Source organism: Pseudomonas sp. 67(2021) (genome assembly GCF_017491835.1).
GTDB lineage: Bacteria > Pseudomonadota > Gammaproteobacteria > Pseudomonadales > Pseudomonadaceae > Aquipseudomonas > Aquipseudomonas atacamensis.
Genome location: NZ_JAFGYL010000004.1, coordinates 17547 through 38397, shown reverse-complemented (window position 1 = coordinate 38397; position 20851 = coordinate 17547). Strand labels below are relative to the sequence as shown.

Below are 20851 nucleotides of genomic sequence, written 5' to 3'. Positions count from 1 at the left end.
GTGCCCCGCGCCAGCAAGTCCATAAGTGTCATTCACTCCTTGTCTGACCGTTTTTGAGCGGCAGGCTACAACCCGTAAGGAGCATTCATGCGTCATTACGAAATCATCTTTCTGGTCCACCCGGATCAGAGCGAGCAAGTCGGCGGCATGGTTGAGCGTTACACCAAGCTGATCGAAGAAGACGGCGGCAAAATCCACCGTCTGGAAGACTGGGGCCGTCGTCAACTGGCCTACGCAATCAACAATGTTCACAAGGCTCACTACGTGATGCTGAACGTTGAGTGCACTGGCAAGGCTCTGGCCGAGCTGGAAGACAACTTCCGCTACAACGATGCAGTGATCCGTAACCTGGTCATCCGTCGCGACGAAGCCGTTACCGGCCAGTCCGAGATGCTCAAGGCTGAAGAAAACCGCAGTGAGCGCCGTGAGCGTCGCGACCGTCCTGAGCACGAAGGCGCCGAAGGCACCGACAGTGATGACAGCGACAACAGCGATAACGCTGACGAGTAATCCACGGACCTTATTAAGGAGCCTATCAAATGGCACGTTTCTTCCGTCGTCGTAAATTCTGCCGCTTCACCGCTGAAGACGTGAAAGAGATCGATTACAAAGATCTCAACACTCTGAAAGCCTACGTATCCGAGACCGGCAAAATCGTTCCAAGCCGCATCACCGGTACCAAAGCTCGTTATCAGCGTCAGCTGGCCACCGCTATCAAGCGCGCCCGCTTCCTGGCCCTGCTGGCCTACACCGACAGCCACGGCCGCTGAGACCGGGCAGTCGACAAGTAGCAAAGGATTGAATGCATGCGCGCCTTAGCTGAGTTCATCATGCGAGGCCGAATGCAGGCCACTCTCGTGGTGGCCGGATGTGCAACATTGCCGTTGTTGTATTGGTTGGGTGCTGCCGCCGGGAGCCTTGTGCTGCTGCGGCGCGGATTGACGGACGCCCTTGGCGTTCTGTCACTGGGACTGCTGCCGGCATTGATCTGGTGGCTGTATGCCGACGACCCACGGGCACTTCTGGTGCTGCTGGGGTCTTCGGGGCTTGCGTTGGTTTTGCGCGCAAGCGAATCCTGGGTCCGCACGCTGCTGGTCAGCGTAGTGATCGGAGTGGTGTTTTCAGTGGTGCTCGGGGTCGCGTTTGCGGCCCAGATCGAGATGCTCGCGCAGGCCCTCATAAAGGTCATGCCGGCGCTTCTTGGTGAGACCTACAAGCAATTGTCGGTCGATGAGCAAGCGCGTTTCGCGTCCCTGATTGCACCGGTCCTGACCGGACTGATTGCGGCCTTGTTGCAGATCGTCAGCGTGCTGAGCCTGATTGTCGGGCGGCATTGGCAGGCGTTGTTGTACAACCCGGGTGGTTTCGGTCGCGAGTTTCGCGCCATCCGCATCCCGCTGGGGCCGGCGATGTTACTGCTGGCGTTGATGCTTCTGGGCCCGAATCTCGGTGCACAGATGGCCATGTTGACGCCGTTGTGCAGTGTACCGCTGGTGTTCGCCGGGCTGGCCCTGATTCACGGGCTGGTCGGGCAGAAGCGATTGGCCGGTTTCTGGCTGGTGGGGTTGTACGTCACGCTGCTGTTGTTCATGCAGCTGATCTATCCGTTGCTCGTGGTTCTGGCCATTGTCGACAGCCTGATTGATTTTCGCGGTCGTCACGTGTCGAAAGACACCGACAGCGCGAACGGTGAAGGTTAAAAGTTAGAGGATTTTCACATGCAACTGATCCTTCTGGAAAAAATCGCCAACCTGGGCAACCTGGGCGACAAAGTAAACGTTAAGGCCGGTTACGGCCGTAACTACCTGCTGCCTTTCGGCAAGGCTACCGCTGCGACCGCTGCCAACCTGGCTGCGTTCGAAGAGCGTCGCGCCGAGCTGGAAAAAGCCGCCGCAGACCGTAAGGCATCGGCTGAAAGCCGTGCTGCCCAACTGGCCGAGCTGGAAGTGACCATCACTGCCACCGCTGGCGACGAAGGCAAGCTGTTCGGTTCGATCGGTACTCACGACATCGCTGACGCACTGACCGCCTCCGGCGTTGAAGTGCAGAAGAGCGAAGTTCGTCTGCCGAACGGCACCATCCGCAACGTGGGTGAATTCGACGTGGCCGTGCACCTGCACGCCGAAGTTGAAGCCACCGTACGCGTTGTCGTGGTAGCAGCTTAAGCAACACGGATCGGCTGGCGGCTTGTCCGTCAGGCGGTTAACATCGGGCACGATCCTGTTTACAGGTCGTGCCCTTTGTCTTTCTGAATTCCCTGCTTTTCACTAATACTCAAGTGGCCATGAACGATATCTCCGCTCCCGAGCAATACGATCTGCAAACCGCTGCCCTGAAGGTGCCGCCGCATTCCATCGAGGCTGAACAGGCTGTACTCGGTGGTCTGATGCTGGACAACAACGCCTGGGAACGCGTGCTCGATCAAGTCTCCGACGGCGATTTCTATCGACATGACCACCGCCTGATTTTCCGCGCGATCGCCAAACTGGCCGATCAGAACTCGCCGATCGACGTCGTGACCCTTGCCGAACAACTGGACAAGGAAGGCCAGACGTCGCAAGTCGGCGGCCTCGGCTATCTTGGCGAACTGGCGAAAAACACCCCGTCCGTCGCCAACATCAAGGCCTATGCGCAGATCGTCCGCCAGCGTGCGACGTTGCGCCAACTGATCGGCATCAGCACCGAGATTGCCGACAGCGCCTTCAACCCCGAAGGCCGCACCGCCGAAGAGATCCTCGACGAAGCCGAACGGCAGATCTTCCAGATCGCCGAAGCGCGGCCCAAGACCGGTGGCCCGGTCGGCGTCAATGAGCTGCTGACCAAGGCCATCGACCGCATCGACACGTTGTTCAACACCGCCGACGCGATCACCGGTCTGTCTACGGGTTACACCGACCTCGATGAGAAGACCAGCGGCTTGCAGCCGTCCGACCTGATCATTGTTGCCGGCCGTCCGTCGATGGGTAAAACCACCTTCGCGATGAACCTAGTGGAAAACGCCGTGTTGCGCAGCGAGAAGGCTGTCCTGGTTTACTCCCTCGAGATGCCAGGCGAATCGCTGATCATGCGTATGCTGTCTTCGCTCGGCCGAATCGATCAGACCAAAGTGCGTTCCGGCCAACTCGAAGACGACGACTGGCCGCGCCTGACGTCGGCGGTCAATCTGCTCAACGACCGCAAACTGTTCATCGATGACACCGCCGGCATCAGCCCGTCGGAAATGCGCGCGCGCACTCGTCGTCTAGTACGTGAGCACGGCGATGTCGGCCTGATCATGATCGACTACCTGCAACTGATGCAGATTCCCGGGTCCAGCGGTGACAACCGCACCAACGAGATTTCCGAGATCTCGCGATCCCTGAAAGCCCTGGCCAAGGAATTCAACTGTCCGGTAGTGGCGCTGTCGCAGCTCAACCGTTCCCTCGAACAGCGCCCGAACAAACGCCCGGTGAACTCCGACTTGCGGGAATCCGGAGCGATCGAGCAGGACGCCGACGTAATCATGTTCGTTTACCGCGACGAGGTGTATCACCCGGAAACCGAGCACAAGGGCATCGCCGAAATCATCATCGGCAAGCAGCGTAACGGCCCGATCGGTTTCATTCGGCTGGCGTTCATCGGTAAATACACGCGCTTCGAAAACCTCGCACCGGGCAGTTACAACTTCGACGACGACGAATGACAGCAGGCCGGATCATCCGGCTGCTGTCGTGGCCTGCTTCAATCGGCCGAAACTGCCGTCTCGCTGCTGGCAGGCTTTTCAACTGCCTCACCGGGGCGAATTTCCTCGCGCGTCAGTGACTGGATCAGCGTCGCTTCGCTAATGGCCAACTGTGCAGTGACGTCATTGGTTTGCGCGTCGTATTCGGCCTGGGTCAGTACTTTTTTCGCGAATTGCTCGTCCAGTGCCGCCTGTTTCTGCTGATAAGGCTGACGTGCGGCGTCGAACCGGGACGGATATTTGTGCGTGATGAAGTCCTGCCAGAATTCCATCGACACCAGAGCCTGAAACTCTTCGGGAGAGCCGTTCAAGGCGATGACTTTACGGTAGGCGACTTCCAGCATGGGCGGTGTGACGCCGGCCATGCCGATAAAGGACAGCGTCTGCGGCTGAAACGGCAACTGCAGCCGATCCTTGAGGCCAAAGCGGTAGGCCATGGTCATTTCATGCGGGTCGCTCAGGCGCAGGCGCTGGGTATTGCGCTCACGCGCTGGAGCCTGTGGATCGTTGGCGATTGTCCTGCTCGCAGCGATATCTGCTGCGGCCAGTTCATCGACCTGCCTTAGCCTGAACAGACTTCTGGACAGGTCCACCAGGCGAGTGCCATCCCCGTCTTGCCTTGCCTGCACTCTGGCCGTATGCGTCATGGTCAGCACTTGCAGGTCAGTAAACGTGGCGGCGGCAAGGTCAGTGCAGCCGGCTTCGCAGGCGCGATCGAAAACATCTCTGCGCAGAGCGCGTGATTGCACGTTGTTCTCGCTGATGGCATCGACCACGTCCCAGACCTGCCGACGGAAATCGGCGTGGTGGCCGAGTCTGGAAATGATGTTGAAAAAGCCATCCGAGCCGTCCTGTGCTTTCAGTCTGTCCAGCTGCGCGGTGCGTTTCGTCGCCTCGGTTGCCGCCATACCGATGGTCAACTGCGGATAGGCCGACGCAGCGTTCATTAGCGCCGGCTGTGGGCGGGCTGCCGGGGCAGAAGTGGTCAGCAGGTTCAGAGGATTGTAAAGCGATGTTGCGGAGTGGCGCAGCCGCTCACTGTAGCCGGCCAGGCGTTCTCGAGTGTATTCGTTCAGGGGGTTATCGCTTATCTGAGTGCCGCTGTTGACCTGAATCGAATGCCTCAGGCGATCCGCTGCCGGTGCGACGACAAAGCTGGGCAGGTTCGTGATCCGGTTGTTGTTCAGAAGTATCCTGCCCAACAGGGGCTGATCGAACAGTCCGGCTGGCCAGCTTCCGATGCCGGTGTTCGACATGTCGATTTCGCGGATATCAGTGATCGCGCTGAAATCCGGGCTCACGTTCAAGTGCGGGTTGTCGTGTATCCACAAGGCCCTCAAGGTCGTTCTTCCGGCCAGTATCTGCGCTGTCTCGGCGGTGAGTTCGAGTTGATTCCCCTGCAGGAACAGACGGGTCATTCCGTGCATTTCGCCGATGGCCGGCGGGAGATCCCTGAGACGATTGTTGGCCATGTTCAGCCAGCGCAAATGGCGGAAGCGGGTCAGAAAACCTTCCGGGGATTCGGTGAGATTCATGTTGTTGAGTTTGAGCGAGCCGACATGGCTGAAGTCGGTGTTCAGATCCGGCAGGGTCGGCAACGTGAGGCCGCTCAAATCCAGTTCCAGACCTATCGGCGTGCCGTCGAAGGCGTGTTTCTGCGGCGTTTCACGTCGCCAGCAACTGATGATCCGATCCCGTGCCTCGATGCGCTCATTGCGGGTTTGGGTGTTGATCTGCAACTGATTGACGCGGATATAGCGCAGAGGATTGCTGCCTCCTGAAAAAACCCAGTTATCCAGCTGGTTTTTCAACACGGCGAAATCCTGATCGAGCTCCAACAGCCTGGTCGCGACAGTGGCCTTGTCATGGTTCCAGATAAACTCCCGGCATTCCTTGATGCTTTTGCTCGGAAACAGTTTTCGGTAGCGCTGCGCGCGCGAGTTCTCACTGTCGAATACAGCGGGGTGGGCCGGAGTCATCAACTGCGGATGCAGTTCGTTGAGTTTTCGCCAGTAGCGATCGAACTTCCTCCAGTAAGGCGAAGGGAAGTCATTGCCTTCAAGCAGCGTGTGGTTGTTGATCCGCGCGACCACAGCCAATTGATCGGCTGGCGGGTTGATGTGTGCGTCGGGGACTTCGCGCAGTTTATTGTTGCTGAGGTCGAGGCCGGTCAAGGTGATCTTGTCAGCCAAGCCGGTGGGCCACTCGCTGATGCCGGTGTTCTTCAGGCCCAGTGTCTGCAGCCCGGACATCGCACTGAAATCGGGCAGCATCTGGAGTGGGTTGTTCGACAGGTCGATGCTGACCAACTGGTGCAATGCACTCAATGCACCAGCGCTGTTCTCATCGAGTTTTATCTGGTTTGAGGTCAGATTCAGGTGGGTGAGCCGGCTCATCGCGCTGATGTCTGCGGGCAATTTTTCCAGACCGCAATGGCTGATCGTCAAATTCTCCAGATTCGGCAACCGCGACAGGAACGTGTCGGCAGTGTCGGACCAGACTACGCTATCAAGAGTGAGCAACGTCAACCGACTGAAGTCGGCAGTCAGTGGTGGTAGCTGTCCTTTCAGTGGTGGCAGCGCAAGGTGCGGCGATTGCTGGAGCCAGCAGTCCTTGATGATCCGGGCAATGTGTTCTGCCCGAGCCTTTTCCCGGCCGGCCACGCTGGATGTTCCCGGCTGGCTGTCGGCGACGTAGGCCAGCAGTTGCGCATCGAGCGCCTTGAACTCTGCGAAACGCTGGCTGATCGTGGCTTCTGCACTGTCCCCCAGGCCAATCAGGTATTCCCGGGCGGTTTGTGGCGTTTTGTCCGGATACATCTGCAGCAGCATGGCGACTTCAGGGATGTCGCCATCAATCCGGAATGCACCTGTGCGTGCGCTGGTGATCAGTGCCGGATATTCCGCCGTAACCCGCTGCCAGTAGACTTCCAGCCGCCGCCAATAGCCGCTGGCAAAGGGGTTGCCTTCGATCAGGGTGATGCGGTTGATGTTGGCTATGGCGAGCAATTGATCACTCGCCGGGCTGATGACTGTCTGCGGAATTTCACGCAATCGGTTATTGCGCAGATCGAGCGACTCCATCGCCAACTGATGCTGCAATCCGGTTGGCCAGTCATCCAGTTGTGCATTGCGCAGACCCACGGACTTGAGCTCAAGCATGCCGCTGAAATCCGGGGCCTTGCCCAGCGGGTTGTCCGACAGGTCGAGTTTTTCCAGTTGGCTGAGCGAAGCCAGCTCGCTGGCGGTCTGGTCGCTCAGTTCAATGTGGTTCGCTCGCAGGTCCAACTCCTTGAGGGCTGGCATTTGCGCAAGGTCCGCCGGCGGCCTGGCGAGCGTCGAGGCGTTGATTTTCAGACGCTCCAGGGCAGTGAACCCCTTGAGGAAGTTTTCGCCCCCCTCCGACCAGGCGACCGCCTGCAAGTGCAGCGTGCGGACATGGCTGAAATCTGCGGACAGCGGAACAATGCCTGCGTCGCCAAGATCCAGTTGCAACGTTGTACCTGTCTGACGTTTCCAGCAGCGCTTGATCTCTTGCGCGGCGCGCTCCACCGAGGGATGGGCCGCCCCGCCGGCCAGCTCACTGGTTTTCAACCAGGTCGCCAGCTCCAGCTTCAGGGTCTTGTATTCATTATCGAGGCGCGTCAAAAAGCTTGGTACATCGTCACCCTGGGTGCGCAGCAGCGTGCGGATTTGCTCGCTGTCCAGAGATGGGTAGAGTTTTCGCAGTCGCGACTGGGGCGTTCGTAGTCGATTGACCGCGGCATTGAGCCGCTCGCGCAGCCCCGGTGAGGCAGGTTGGTCGGCACTGCCGCGCTGCATCCCGCCGGCCCCGCCGACCACGATGCCCTGCCAGCCCTGATCGGCATCGAACAAGACAGGCTCTGATCTGCCCGGGCGCGTAGCGCTGTAGATGTTATCGACGTCAGCGGCGACAGGATCTTCAGGGCGGACGATGCGCATCACCTCGGTCAGAGGCGTCGAAGCATCGTGATCGTGCAGGACCTGATAGCTGTGATTGTCGATCACTGCGTAGAGTTTGCCGTCATGGCGGTACAGCCCATCGCTGTCGCGTGAGCTATGACTGAAGTCGAACGGCGTGCGAAACGCTTGCAGGCGTGTCACCGATAAAGCGAAGGTGCTCGGCGGCGAGAACTCCAGCGCATGCCACCTGCCACTCTCCGGATCGTACAGCATCAGCGGTCCGGAGGGCTTCGATTCGCTCGCCAGCCCGGCGCGCCAGAGGCCGCTCGGCGAATCCTTGCTCACCTGCACGAAACCGCCGTCGGCCATTTCCACGTAGTGACGACCCTTGAATGTCCTCAGGCCTTCGGCGTCGGCGTCAGGCAAGCCGGTTGCAACAGCGAGGCGGTAATGCTCGACGAGGTGGCCTGTGTTGACCATGGTTTCCAGCGCTGATGCAGCCGGATGCACTGTGACATTCGGCGCCGGGATGATCGCATCAGGATCGTTGCTGTCCGTGCGCCGGTTCGCGCGGATTGGCGGGCCGCTCAACGCGGTTGGGTCAAGACTGGGGCGCGGCGTGAGGAGGGGACGCTGCGGGATGGCATCGGCGGATGTATCCGGTCGAAGATGAAAATTACCGGGGGGAGTAACTGGGTGCGGCGTTTTGCTGCGCATGTCTTACGTTCCTTGTAGTGAATGAGCGGTCGCGTCCGCAACGGACGCTGCCGGCCGGTTCGGCGTCATGCCTGATGATGTGTCTCGGGATGGAAAGAGGTGGCGGCGAGGTCGAAAATTTTCTGCGCTGCGTGGCCATCGAGGGCGGCGCGCCAGATAGGTTTGTGTGGCCGCTGCGCCAGTTCTTCCCGGCGCTGCGAACGCACACCCATGCGGCTTTGCTCAAGGGTTTTCAGGTGCCCGCCGGAAACATTGAAGTTGAGATCGGGCGTATCCGGTTTCGCGTAATGAAAGTGCGCGTGCCAGAGGGGGTCGTAGGTGTGCGCATCCGTCAGTAGATAGACGTCGATAAAGTCTCGATTCTGCCCCTTGCCGCGTTTTAACCGGGTCTCGATTTTCTGCGCACGCACTTCGCCCTTGTCGATCAGATACAACAATCGGTCGGGGCTCAGAAAATGTTTGTCCTTGTAGATCCGGACACGAATGTTTTCGCCCTCGCTGCGCAGGCGTTCACTGGTGTCCTGCAGGCGTTGGATCAGCGCATCTGTTTCGCCATCGGTGGGCTCCTGTCGCCGAAGCTGGAGTGCGATCTCATCCATTGCCCCGGCCTTGCGCTCAAGCATCTCGACAATGTTGTCCGGATGGTTTTTGCGCGACTCTTCGCGCCGGGCTTCGCGCACATGTGCGTCGGTTTGCTCAAGGTGCTGATTGGCTCTGAGAGTCAGGTCGGGCAGGGTTGTGTCCTGCGTTGCGCGGACGGGGTGCCACTCACCAGCTCTTTGTTCATAGGTCTGCACTGGCTGTTGCGGGTCGTGCAGACTGCGTACATCGATGACTTCTTCGTTGTGCGCGGTACGTCGGGACTCGCCGACATGGATCTTGTAAATACCGTGTTTCTTTGCCTTGAAAATGCGCTTGGGTGGCGGTTGGAAACCGGATCTGTCCTGCTCCGGAACATACTCGAAATCAATGGCCTGATCGTTGATCGGCAGCGCCGGGAGATCAGGCTGGCGTTGATATTGGAACAGGCGATGAGTCAGCGTCTCTTCGAATATTTTCAGCTCGGCGGTGATAGCCGTGCGTGACGTTGCGTGCTGCTCATCGGGTGTCAGATCAAGGCGCTCGTACCAGTAGCGAAGGGCTGTGCATTCCTGGAGCAGATCACGCAATATCGCAGGGTGCGAAGTCTCCGGAATTTTACCCAGCGCTCCATACACGAAAGTTACCTGACCAAATCTGGTCGCCAGTTCGGAGGCCTGAGGGTAGTTTCCGTCTGATTGATGGTCGTCCAGCATCAGGCTTTTGGCCAATACCCACGAAGCCACGACGTCGTGAGTGTCCATTGGTGTCAGAGCGTATGCACTGAATTCGTCCGGCGCGACCCGCCATGTGTTCACCAGATTGTCGGCAATGTGCTGGCGCTCTCGCATATGGCCGAGAATTTTCCCCAGGACGTTGACTGTTCGTGGGAGCCTGTCGATGTCGATCAATGGCCCTCCCAGCGCATGGCGGGTCAAGCCGCATTCGACCAATTGATCGTAGAAGCTCATTTGGATCTTGTGCATCGCAATCATTTTTTTGTCGTAGTCTTCCTTCTTTATGAAGTGCCGGACCGCGGGTTTTTGCTGCTTATGGAATTTTATTGCTTTTGCAAGGGACCTCAGCGCCTGGTGGCTGTGTAATTCACGATCAAGCAGCGCCATCGTTTCGCGCTTGACTGCATCTGAGCGCTCGCCCCCCGCTTCCCTGATGCTGCGCCACACCTCCTTCAGGTGTTCACTTTTAGCGGTGTCCTGCTCGATTCGCTTGTTGAAGTGGCCAAGTCTGATTCCGACTTCCACCCGCTGCCATAGCTCTGAGGGCGCCACTCCTGTCCCTCTCTGCATCCCGGCTGCCCCCGTTACACTGGTCCCTCGCCAGCCGTAGCGAGCGTCGAAAATGATCGGTTCCGACCTGCCTGGACGGGATGCGACGTAAACATTAGTGGCATCGCTGGCGATGGGATCGTCGGGGCGAACGATGCGCATGACCGCCCTCTGCGGCGCTGATGCATCAAGATCATGCAAGACCTGATAGGCCTGATTCTCGATCTGCACATAGAGTTTGCCGTTGAAGCGCAACAGGCCATCGCCGCCCGGCTCGGTCGTGCTGAAATCCAGATCGGTGCGAAACGCCTCGAGCCGGCTCTGGGATAGCGGGTAGGTCGATGGCGCCCAAGTATCGACGGGTTGCCAGAGACGGCTCTCGGCATCGAACTGCAACAGCGGACCGGACGGGTGCAATTCGCTGGGCAATTTCGCCCGGTAAAGACCGCTGGCGGGGTCCAGACCGACCTGCACGGTGCCACCCTCAGGCACTTGGACATACTGACGTCCCTTAAGCGTCGAAATGCCTTCGGCATTGGCTGACGGCAACACGACTAGCGAAGTGATCCAGTAATCTCCCAAGGGCCGCTGATGCACAACTGCAGCCGATTCGGCGGCCGCTGTCGTGCTGACCGTTGCCCGCGCAGGCACGGAGGTAATGCGGTTGAGTCCGTGATCGATCGATGTCGATACCGTTGTCGGAGTCGGGCGTGTGGGAATTCTGTGCCCCGGTCCGCCATCGAAAAGCGCCGTGAAACCAGGCCGGGTTATCGAATAATCGGGTCGCGGATTATGAACCGAGACGGTCGTGATGCCTCTGGTTGGCGGTTTGGGTGCCATTGCCTGTCTTCCTTTACATTTAATGCCCCGCTGCTCTTGGGAGTGCGACGGGCGGGCGGCTTCCTTGCCGTTTCGTGCGTCGTGCGTTCAACAAAAACGCGTAATGTGTGGCGGGTTGGCGGCGCGAGAACAGCGCACAGAGAAACCGACCACCGTCGTCGGAATTGGTCAAAATTTGTGCTATATTCCGCGCCCGCGATTTTTCACTTCAACACCGGTCGTCGACATGCAAGCAGCCAAGCCGTTATTTGACTATCCAAAATATTGGGCCGAATGTTTCGGGCCAGCGCCATTCCTGCCGATGAGCAGGGAGGAGATGGATCAGCTCGGCTGGGATTCGTGCGACATCATCATTGTTACCGGTGATGCCTACGTCGATCATCCGTCGTTCGGCATGGCGATCATCGGCCGGCTGCTGGAGTCGCAAGGCTTCCGCGTCGGGATCATCGCGCAGCCGAACTGGCAGTCCAAAGACGACTTCATGAAGCTCGGCGAGCCGAACCTGTTCTTCGGCGTCGCGGCGGGCAACATGGACTCGATGATCAACCGCTACACTGCGGACAAGAAAATCCGTTCCGATGACGCGTACACCCCCGGCGGCATGGCCGGCAAGCGTCCGGATCGCGCCAGCCTGGTTTACAGCCAGCGCTGCAAGGAAGCCTACAAGCACGTGCCGATCGTGCTCGGCGGCATCGAAGCCTCGCTGCGCCGCATCGCCCACTACGACTATTGGCAGGATCGCGTGCGCAACTCGATCCTGATCGACGCCAGCGCCGACATTCTGCTGTACGGCAACGCCGAGCGCGCGATTGTCGAAGTTGCCCAGCGCCTGTCGTGGGGCCACAAGATCGAAGACATCACCGATGTGCGCGGCACCGCGTTCATCCGTCGCGATACGCCACAGGGCTGGTACGAAGTCGACTCCACGCGCATCGACCGTCCGGGCAAGGTCGACAAGATCATCAACCCGTACGTGAATACCCAGGACACCCAGGCCTGCGCCATCGAGCAGGAAAAAGGCCCGGTCGAAGATCCGCAGGAAGCCAAGGTCGTGCAGATCCTGGCCAGCCCGCGCATGACCCGCGACAAGACCGTGATCCGCCTGCCGTCGATGGAGAAGGTGCGAAACGACCCGGTTTTGTACGCCCACGCCAACCGCGTGTTGCACCTGGAAACCAACCCGGGCAACGCCCGTGCGCTGGTGCAGAAGCATGGCGAGCTCGATGTCTGGTTCAACCCGCCGCCGATTCCGATGACCACTGAAGAAATGGACTACGTGTTCGGCATGCCTTACGCCCGTGTGCCGCACCCGGCGTACGGCAAGGAGAAGATCCCGGCGTACGACATGATCCGTTTCTCGGTGAACATCATGCGTGGCTGCTTTGGTGGCTGCACCTTCTGCTCGATCACCGAGCACGAAGGCCGCATCATCCAGAACCGTTCCGAAGAGTCGATCATTCGCGAAATCGAAGAGATCCGCGACAAGGTGCCGGGCTTCACCGGGGTCATTTCCGACCTCGGCGGTCCGACTGCGAATATGTACCGCATCGCCTGCAAGAGCCCGGAAATCGAATCCGCGTGCCGCAAGCCGTCGTGCGTGTTCCCCGGTATCTGCCCGAACCTCAACACCGACCACTCGTCGCTGATCCAGCTGTATCGCAGCGCCCGTGCCCTGCCGGGTGTGAAGAAGATTCTGATCGCTTCCGGCCTGCGCTACGACCTCGCCGTCGAGTCGCCGGAGTACGTCAAGGAGCTGGTGACCCACCACGTCGGCGGTTACCTGAAGATCGCCCCGGAACACACCGAGGAAGGTCCGCTCAACCAGATGATGAAACCGGGCATCGGCAGCTATGACAAGTTCAAGCGCATGTTCGAGAAGTACACCAAGGAAGCGGGCAAGGAGCAGTACCTGATTCCGTACTTCATCGCCGCCCACCCGGGCACTACCGACGAAGACATGATGAACCTCGCTCTGTGGCTCAAGGGCAATGGCTTCCGCGCCGACCAGGTGCAGGCGTTCTATCCGTCGCCGATGGCCACCGCTACGGCGATGTACCACTCGGGCAAGAACCCGCTGCGCAAGGTGACGTACAAGAGCGACGGCGTGACCATCGTCAAGAGCGAAGATCAGCGTCGTCTGCACAAAGCATTCTTGCGTTATCACGACCCGAAAGGCTGGCCGATGCTGCGTGAAGCGCTGATCCGCATGGGCCGCGCCGATCTGATCGGCCCGGGCAAGGATCAACTGATACCGGCGCATCAGCCAGCCACCGACAGCTACCAGAGCGCCCGTCGCAAGAACTCGACGCCGGCCGGCAGCCACAAGGTCGCCAAAGAGAAGACCACCAAGATTCTCACCCAGCACACCGGTCTGCCGCCGCGTGCCAGTGATGGCGGTAATCCGTGGGACAAGCGTGAACAGGCCAAGGCTGCGGCATTCGCCCGCAACCAGCAGGCGGCCAAGGAGCGCAAGGATGCGGCGAAAGGCAAAGGGCCGAAGCCGACACGCAAGCCGGTCGTGCCGCGCTAGACACTGCTTGAGCTGAACAGAACGCCAACCTTCGGGTTGGCGTTTTGCTGATCGTTCCCACGCTCCGCGTGGGAATGCCTCTCGGGACGCTCCGCGTTCCAGCCGTTACTCGCAGTATTGTCGAACATGGTTGTGACGCGGAGCGTCACGGGCTGCATTCCCACGCAGAGCGTGGGAACGATCAAGTTGTTGCCGCTGGCCTCTTCGCGAGCACACACCGCAAGAATCAGCGTTCGCAACATTTGCGTGCAACTGAGTCCAAGCATTTCCTCGCATCGCCCGGTTTTGGTGCTGTACTGCCTTGAGCATTTCGCGAAAGCGCGCAAGCCTGTGCATGGCATAAGTCTTGCGCGCTTTCCCATACGCCCAAGGCTCGCAGGAGGCACGCCGTGTCGATTCATGTCGCATTGCATCACGTCACGCATTATCGCTACGACCGCGCTGTCGAACTCGGCCCGCAGATCGTCCGCCTGCGCCCGGCGCCCCACAGCCGCACGCGAATTCTTTCCTATGCGCTGAAAGTCTCGCCCGAGCAGCATTTCATCAACTGGCAGCAAGACCCCCAGGGCAATTACCTGGCACGTCTGGTGTTCCCGGAAAAAACCGCAGAGCTGCGCATCGAAGTCGATCTGGTCGCGGAAATGGCGGTGTTCAATCCGTTCGATTTCTTTCTCGAACCGTACGCCGAGCGAATCCCGTTCAGCTACGCCGCCGATGAGCGCAAGGAGCTGGCGCCATACCTCGAAACCCTGCCGCTGACGCCAACGTTCAAGGCTTACCTGGACAGCATCGACCGCACGCCGCTGCCGGCGGTGGATTTTCTGGTGGCGCTCAATCAGCGCCTCAGTGAAGACATCGGCTACCTGATCCGCATGGAGCCCGGCGTGCAGACTCCGGAGCACACACTGCAACACGCCTCCGGTTCCTGCCGTGATTCGGCATGGTTGCTGGTGCAGCTGTTGCGTAATCTCGGTCTGGCGGCGCGGTTTGTTTCCGGCTACCTGATTCAACTGACCGCCGACGTGAAAAGCCTCGACGGCCCGTCCGGCACCGACGTCGACTTCACCGACCTGCACGCCTGGTGCGAGGTGTATCTGCCGGGTGCCGGCTGGATCGGCCTCGACGCCACGTCCGGGTTGTTCGCCGGGGAAGGGCATATTCCGTTGGCGTGCAGTCCCGATCCGTCCTCGGCGGCGCCGATCAGTGGTCTGGTCGAACCTTGCGAGACACAGTTCAGCCACGAAATGTCGGTCGAGCGAATCTGGGAAGCGCCACGTGTCACCAAGCCCTACACCGATGAACAGTGGCGGGCGATCCAGGCGCTGGGGCGGCAGATCGATGCCGACCTGCTTGAAGGCGATGTGCGCCTGACCATGGGGGGCGAACCGACCTTCGTCTCCATCGACGACCCGGACGGCGCCGAATGGAACACCGCCGCGCTGGGGCCGGACAAGCGTCGGCTGTCCGCCGAACTGTTTCAGCGCATGCGCAAGCAATATGCACCGCAGGGGCTGGTGCATTTCGGTCAGGGCAAGTGGTATCCCGGTGAGCAATTGCCGCGCTGGTCGCTCAATTGTTACTGGCGCCGCGACGGTCAGCCGATCTGGCACAACGACGCATTGATCGCCGACGAACAGCAGGACTATGGCGCCGACGGCGAACTGGCCGGACGCTTTCTCGCCAGCGTCGCCGAGCGCCTGAAGTTGCCTGAACGCTTCGTCTTCCCGGCTTACGAAGATCATCTCTATTACCTCTGGCGCGAGGGCGCGTTGCCCGGCAACGTCAGCGCCGAAGATTCGCGCCTGGAAGAACCGCTGGAGCGCGCCCGGTTGCGCAAGGTCTTCAGCCAGGGCCTGAACAAGGTGATCGGTCAGGTGCTGCCACTGGCGCGCACGGCCAAGGGCGATCAATGGCAGAGCGGGCGATGGTATCTGCGCGATGAGCACTGTCGCTTGGTGCCCGGGGATTCGCCGCTGGGTTATCGCTTGCCGCTGGCGTCGCAGCCGTGGGTGAAAGCGGCGGAATATCCGTTCATCCATCCCAACGATCCGAATCAGGACTTCGCTGAACTACCGGATGCCGCGCAGCTCGGTGTGCACGGCGAACCTGCTGCGCTGGATGAGCGGGTGCCGAAAATCGACGAGTCCGCTGACTGGCTGACCCGTACCGCATTCTGCGCCGAGGCCCGCGAAGGCCGGCTGTATCTGTTCATGCCGCCGCTGGAGCGGGTCGAGGATTATCTGGAACTGGTCTCGGCCATTGAGGCCACCGCTGAAGAACTGCATTGCCCGGTGCTGCTGGAAGGCTATGAACCACCAAGTGATCCGCGCCTGAGCAATTTCCGTGTCACTCCGGACCCGGGCGTGATCGAGGTCAACGTGCAGCCATCGGCGACCTGGGACGAGTTGGTCGAGCGCACTGAGTTTCTCTATGAACAGGCACGACAGACCCGGCTGACCACCGAGAAGTTCATGATCGACGGGCGCCACACCGGCACCGGCGGCGGCAACCATTTCGTCCTTGGCGGCGCGACACCGGCGGACTCACCGTTTCTGCGGCGGCCGGATCTGCTGCGCAGTCTGATCAGTTACTGGCACAACCATCCTTCGCTGTCGTACCTGTTTTCCGGCCTCTTCATCGGCCCGACGTCCCAGGCGCCACGCGTCGACGAGGCGCGTAATGACGCCTTGTACGAACTGGAAATCGCTTTCGCGCAGATGCCGGAACCGGGCGAGGAATGTGCACCGTGGCTGGTCGATCGACTGTTGCGCAATCTGCTGATCGACGTCACCGGCAATACCCATCGCGCCGAATTCTGCATCGACAAACTGTATTCACCGGACGGCGCCACCGGGCGTCTTGGCTTGCTGGAACTGCGCGCTTTTGAAATGCCGCCCCATGCGCGCATGAGTCTGGCTCAGCAGTTGCTGCTACGGGCGCTGGTCGCGCGGTTCTGGCGCGAGCCTTATGCGCCGGCGAAACTGGCACGCTGGGGCACCGAGCTGCACGATCGCTTTTTGCTGCCGCACTTTATCGAAGAGGATTTCGCCGACGTCATCGTCGAGCTCAACAACGCCGGCTATCCGTTGCGTGCGGAGTGGTTCGCGGCGCATCTGGAGTTTCGTTTTCCCAAGGTCGGTGACTACGCCGTCAATGGCATCGAGCTGGAGCTGCGTCAGGCGCTCGAACCCTGGCACGTGCTGGGCGAGGAGGGCTCGGCGGGCGGCACGGTGCGCTACGTCGATTCATCGCTGGAGCGCTTGCAGGTCAAACTCAACGGCTTGCCGCCACAACGTTATCTGCTGACTTGCAATGGCGTCGCGGTGCCGTTGCACCCGACCGGGCGGGTGGGTGAGTGTGTCGCCGGGGTGCGCTTTCGGGCGTGGCAACCAGCCAACTGCCTGCATCCGACCATACCGGTGCACGCGCCGTTGGTGTTCGACCTGCTCGATACCTGGATGGGGCGTTCGCTGGGTGGTTGCCAGTACCACGTCGCCCATCCCGGTGGGCGCAATTACGAGACCTTGCCGGTCAATGCCAATGAAGCGGAGAGCCGGCGTATGGCGCGGTTTTTCCGCCTCGGACACACGCCCGGGAAACTTCCCGTACCCAAAGTAGAAATCAATGACGAGCTACCGATGACCATCGACCTGCGCCGTTTCTAGAGCCTACGCAACACGCGGATTTTTCGTATATCCGCGTGTCATGTGCCTGCGTTAGTCTGACCGTCCCCTGCTGTCTGCCGAGCTTTCCATGCCTGACCTGTTAGACCGCTACCCGCTGACTGCGGGCACCTATCACGAACTGCTCGACGGCAGCGGCGCAGTGCGTGCGCATTGGCGGCGCCTGTTCGATCAGTTGCAGCGCAGCAGCCCGGCGCAACTGGTGCAGCGTCAGGCCTTGCTGGCGCGGCAGATTCAGGAAAACGGCGTCACCTATAACGTCTATGCCGATCCCAAGGGCGCTGACCGGCCGTGGGAGCTGGATCTGCTGCCCCATGTGATCGCGGCTGATGAATGGCAGCAATTGTCCGCTGGCATCGCTCAGCGTGCGCGCTTGCTCAATGCAGTGCTGGCGGATCTGTACGGTCCGCAACGGTTGATCAGTGAAGGCCTGCTGCCGGCAGAGCTGGTGTTCGGGCACAACAATTTTCTTTGGCCCTGTCAGGGCATTGCCCCGCCCGAGTCAGCTTTTTTGCATTTGTATGCCGTGGATCTGGCGCGCACGCCGGATGGTCGCTGGTGGGTCACTGCCGATCGCACCCAGGCGCCGTCCGGGGCCGGCTATGCGCTGGAAAACCGCACCATCGTCTCCCGCGCCTTTCCCGACTTGTACCGCGATCTGAAGGTTCAGCATCTGGCCGGTTTCTTCCGCACCTTGCAGGAAACTTTGGCACGTCAGGCACCGCAGGGCGATGACGCACCGCTGGTGGTGCTGCTGACACCGGGGCGGTTCAATGAAAGTTATTTCGAGCACTTGTATCTGGCGCGCCAGCTCGGTTATCCGCTGGTCGAGGGCGGCGATCTGACGGTGCGCAATGCCACGGTGTACCTGAAAACCCTCAGCGGCCTGCGCCGGGTGCACGCGATCATGCGCCGCCTCGACGATGATTTCTGCGACCCGCTGGAACTGCGGACCGACTCGGCGCTTGGCGTCCCCGGTCTGCTGGAGGCGGTGCGTCAGGGGCGGGTACTGGTCGCCAATGCGCTCGGCAGCGGCGTGCTGGAATCGCCGGGCCTGCTGGGGTTTCTGCCGAAGATCAATCAATTCCTGTTCGGCGAAGAACTGATCCTGCCGTCGATCGCCACCTGGTGGTGCGGTGAAGCGCCAGTGCTGGCGCAGGCGCTGGAAAAACTTCCGGAGCTGTTGATCAAACCGGCGTTCCCGTCGCAGAGCTTCGCCCCTGTTTTTGGCCGTGACTTGAATGAAAGCCAGCGCCTCGAGCTGGCGCAGCGTATGCAGGCACGGCCTTATGCCTACGTCGCGCAAGAGCTTGCGCAACTGTCGCAGGCGCCGGTCTGGCAAGCCGAGGACGGTCATCTGCAACCCCGCGCGATCGGCATGCGCATGTATGCGGTGGCCAGCCACGATGGCTACCGCGTGTTGCCGGGCGGTCTGACCCGAGTGGCGGCCGAGGCTGATGCCGAAGTGGTGTCGATGCAGCGCGGTGGGGCGAGCAAGGACACCTGGGTGCTCAGCGACCGTGCGCCGAGTGGCGAGCAGTGGAAGGCGCAGCGCAATGTCGGCGTGCACGATCTGGTGCGGCGCGATCCTTACCTGCCATCGCGGGTAGTGGAGAATCTGTTCTGGTTCGGCCGCTACTGCGAACGCTGCGACGACAGCGCGCGGCTGCTGCGCATCATGCTCACGCGTTACGTCGATGGCGATGATCCGCAGGCGTTGCAGGCGGCGGTCGATCTCGGCGAGCGGCTGGCGCTGTTGCCGGATGAAGGCGAACTGCCGGAGCGCCTGCTCGCTGCGCTGCTGGGCGAGGACTGGTCGTTCAGCCTGCGTTCCAACTTGCAACGCCTGCAATGGGCCGCCTCGCAAGTGCGCGGCAAGCTGTCCCGGGAAAACTGGCAGGCGCTGGTCGAATTGCAGCGCGAGGCGCTGGAGCTGGAAGTCGATGAACCGGACTTCGGCGAACTGCTGGATTTCCTCAACCGTCTGGTGATGTCGCTGGCAGCGCTGTCGGGGTTTGCCCTGGATGACATGACCCGTGACGAAGGCTGGCGCTTTCTGATGATTGGCCGGCGCATCGAACGCCTGCAATTTCTCAGCAGCAGCCTCGCCGCATTTCTGCGCGGTGCGGGTGCTTTCGATCAGGCCGGGCTTGAGTGGTTGCTGGAGTTGGGTAACAGCAGCATCACCTATCGCTCGCGCTATCTGGCGGTGGCGCAACTGATTCCGGTGCTGGATTTGCTGCTGCTGGATGAGCAGAACCCCCACGCGGTGCTGTTTCAGCTGAAACTGGTGACCCGCACGCTGAAACGCCTGAACGACGATTTCGCCGCGCCTCGGGAAACCGCGCTGCCGCAACTGGTCGAGCGCCTGGCGCGGTTTGATCTCGGTTGTCTGGAAAATCCTTTGTTCGGCAAATCCAGCGTACGTGCCGCGCTGGATGGTCTGGCCGATCTGTTGCAGGAAATCGCCGAAGCCAGCGGCCAAGTATCGGATCGTCTGGCGCTGCGCCATTTCGCCCATGTCGATGATGTCAGCCAGCGTACGGTGTCCGTGTGATGAGCGCTCAATATCAGATATTTCACGACACCTGTTATCACTACGACAGCCCGGTCTCCCTCGCGCAGCAACTGGCGCATCTGTGGCCGCGCGAATGCAGCTGGCAGCGCTGCACCGAGCAGCAGTTGCTGATCAGCCCCGAGCCGACCATGCGCCGTGATGAACTGGACGTATTCGGCAATCCGTTGACGCGTCTGGCATTTGAACGGCCCCATGACCAATTGCAGGTCAACGCCCGGCTGACGGTCGAGGTGCTGGCGCGGCCGGCGCTGGATTTCAACCAGTCGCCCGCGTGGGAGCAGACCCGCGATGCGCTGACTTACAGCAGTCAGCCGTTGTCCGCCGACTTGCTCGAAGCCTGTCGCTACCGGTTCCAGTCACCTTATGTGCATTTGAAGCGCAGCTTCGTCGAGTTCTCGCAAAGCTGTTTTCCGCCAGGGCGACCGTTGCTGCTCGGGGTGCAGGCGCTGATGCAGAAGATCTTCAGCGAATTCACCTTCGATGCCGAAGCCACCCAGGTGGCGACGCCGCTGGTGGAAGTGCTGGAGCGTCGACGCGGCGTCTGTCAGGACTTCGCTCATCTGATGCTGGCCTGTGTGCGCTCGCGCGGTCTGGCGGCGCGTTATGTCAGCGGCTATCTGCTCACCCAGCCGCCGCCGGGGCAGCCACGCCTGATCGGCGCCGACGCCTCGCATGCGTGGGTATCGGTGTTCTGTCCGGTATCGGGCTGGGTGGATTTCGATCCGACCAACAATGTGCGGCCGGCGCTGGAGCACATTACATTGGCGTGGGGGAGGGATTTTTCCGATGTGTCGCCGTTGCGGGGGGTGATTCTCGGTGGGGGTAATCACGACCCGGAAGTGCGGGTTACGGTGATGCCTCAGAATTGATGAGTTTTCAGATGTGGGAGCGAGCCTGCTCGCGATAGCGTCAGGTCAGCCAATGGATTTGTAACAGATACACCGCTTTCGCGAGCAGGCTCGCTCCCACAGGGATTTTGGTGGGTCAGAGAAAG

Annotated in this window: 11 protein-coding genes; 9 read left to right on the top strand and 2 right to left on the bottom strand. The window is 60.6% G+C overall.

What is annotated here, in order from left to right:
• Positions 1–87: 87 nt before the first annotated feature.
• The 5 genes from rpsF to dnaB all read left to right on the top strand — a co-directional run bounded on the left by rpsF (position 88) and on the right by dnaB (position 3682).
• Positions 88–510: a 30S ribosomal protein S6 gene (gene rpsF / locus J5M66_RS07320; RefSeq protein ID WP_016771938.1), complete on the top strand. Its 423-nt coding sequence runs from the start codon at positions 88–90 to the stop codon at positions 508–510.
• 29 nt (positions 511–539) lie between these two features.
• Entirely contained in the window at positions 540–770 is a 231-nt protein-coding gene (gene rpsR / locus J5M66_RS07315) for a 30S ribosomal protein S18 (RefSeq protein WP_002551829.1), read from the top strand.
• A 36-nt stretch (positions 771–806) separates the two neighbouring features.
• On the top strand, positions 807–1700 hold the full coding sequence (locus tag J5M66_RS07310; protein ID WP_016771937.1) for a hypothetical protein: 894 nt from the start codon (positions 807–809) through the stop codon (positions 1698–1700).
• Between the two features lie 18 nt (positions 1701–1718).
• On the top strand, positions 1719–2165 hold the full coding sequence (rplI, locus tag J5M66_RS07305; RefSeq protein WP_003221136.1) for a 50S ribosomal protein L9: 447 nt from the start codon (positions 1719–1721) through the stop codon (positions 2163–2165).
• A 119-nt stretch (positions 2166–2284) separates the two neighbouring features.
• The gene (gene dnaB / locus J5M66_RS07300) at positions 2285–3682 is read left to right on the top strand and encodes a replicative DNA helicase (protein WP_016771936.1); all 1398 of its coding nucleotides are present in this window, start codon (positions 2285–2287) and stop codon (positions 3680–3682) included.
• A 38-nt stretch (positions 3683–3720) separates the two neighbouring features.
• Here the strand turns inward: dnaB and J5M66_RS07295 are convergent, their stop codons facing one another.
• Together J5M66_RS07295 and J5M66_RS07290 are read right to left on the bottom strand one after the other, a co-directional pair.
• Positions 3721–8235 (bottom strand): NEL-type E3 ubiquitin ligase domain-containing protein, encoded by a 4515-nt coding sequence (locus tag J5M66_RS07295; protein ID WP_243433033.1) that lies wholly within the window; start codon positions 8233–8235, stop codon positions 3721–3723.
• A 191-nt stretch (positions 8236–8426) separates the two neighbouring features.
• On the bottom strand, positions 8427–11066 hold the full coding sequence (locus J5M66_RS07290; RefSeq protein WP_123443939.1) for a hypothetical protein: 2640 nt from the start codon (positions 11064–11066) through the stop codon (positions 8427–8429).
• 226 nt (positions 11067–11292) lie between these two features.
• Here J5M66_RS07290 and J5M66_RS07285 point away from each other — a divergent pair, with 226 nt between their 5' ends.
• From J5M66_RS07285 to J5M66_RS07270, 4 genes are all read left to right on the top strand, one after another.
• Positions 11293–13596: a YgiQ family radical SAM protein gene (locus J5M66_RS07285; RefSeq protein WP_016771932.1), complete on the top strand. Its 2304-nt coding sequence runs from the start codon at positions 11293–11295 to the stop codon at positions 13594–13596.
• Positions 13597–13985: 389 nt separating this feature from the next.
• A complete protein-coding gene (locus tag J5M66_RS07280) occupies positions 13986–17261 on the top strand; it encodes a transglutaminase family protein (RefSeq protein WP_207809647.1) in 3276 nt (1091 codons plus the stop codon).
• Positions 17262–17349: 88 nt separating this feature from the next.
• A complete protein-coding gene (locus J5M66_RS07275; RefSeq protein WP_207809649.1) occupies positions 17350–19836 on the top strand; it encodes a circularly permuted type 2 ATP-grasp protein in 2487 nt (828 codons plus the stop codon).
• Complete coding sequence (locus tag J5M66_RS07270) at positions 19836–20726, top strand: transglutaminase family protein (protein ID WP_110602754.1); 891 nt, start codon at positions 19836–19838, stop codon at positions 20724–20726. The genes J5M66_RS07275 and J5M66_RS07270 overlap by 1 nt, the downstream gene beginning before the upstream one ends.
• Positions 20727–20851 lie beyond the last annotated feature (125 nt).

Excerpts from the sequence above, each read along its gene's own strand:
- J5M66_RS07270 (WP_110602754.1), top strand. The coding sequence starts at position 19,836 with ATGAGCGCTCAATATCAGATATTTCACGACACCTGTTATCACTACGAC.
- J5M66_RS07275 (WP_207809649.1), top strand. The coding sequence starts at position 17,350 with ATGCCTGACCTGTTAGACCGCTACCCGCTGACTGCGGGCACCTATCAC.
- rpsF (WP_016771938.1), top strand. The coding sequence starts at position 88 with ATGCGTCATTACGAAATCATCTTTCTGGTCCACCCGGATCAGAGCGAG.
- rpsR (WP_002551829.1), top strand. The coding sequence starts at position 540 with ATGGCACGTTTCTTCCGTCGTCGTAAATTCTGCCGCTTCACCGCTGAA.
- J5M66_RS07290 (WP_123443939.1), bottom strand. The coding sequence starts at position 11,066 with ATGGCACCCAAACCGCCAACCAGAGGCATCACGACCGTCTCGGTTCAT.
- dnaB (WP_016771936.1), top strand. The coding sequence starts at position 2,285 with ATGAACGATATCTCCGCTCCCGAGCAATACGATCTGCAAACCGCTGCC.
- rplI (WP_003221136.1), top strand. The coding sequence starts at position 1,719 with ATGCAACTGATCCTTCTGGAAAAAATCGCCAACCTGGGCAACCTGGGC.
- J5M66_RS07285 (WP_016771932.1), top strand. The coding sequence starts at position 11,293 with ATGCAAGCAGCCAAGCCGTTATTTGACTATCCAAAATATTGGGCCGAA.
- J5M66_RS07310 (WP_016771937.1), top strand. The coding sequence starts at position 807 with ATGCGCGCCTTAGCTGAGTTCATCATGCGAGGCCGAATGCAGGCCACT.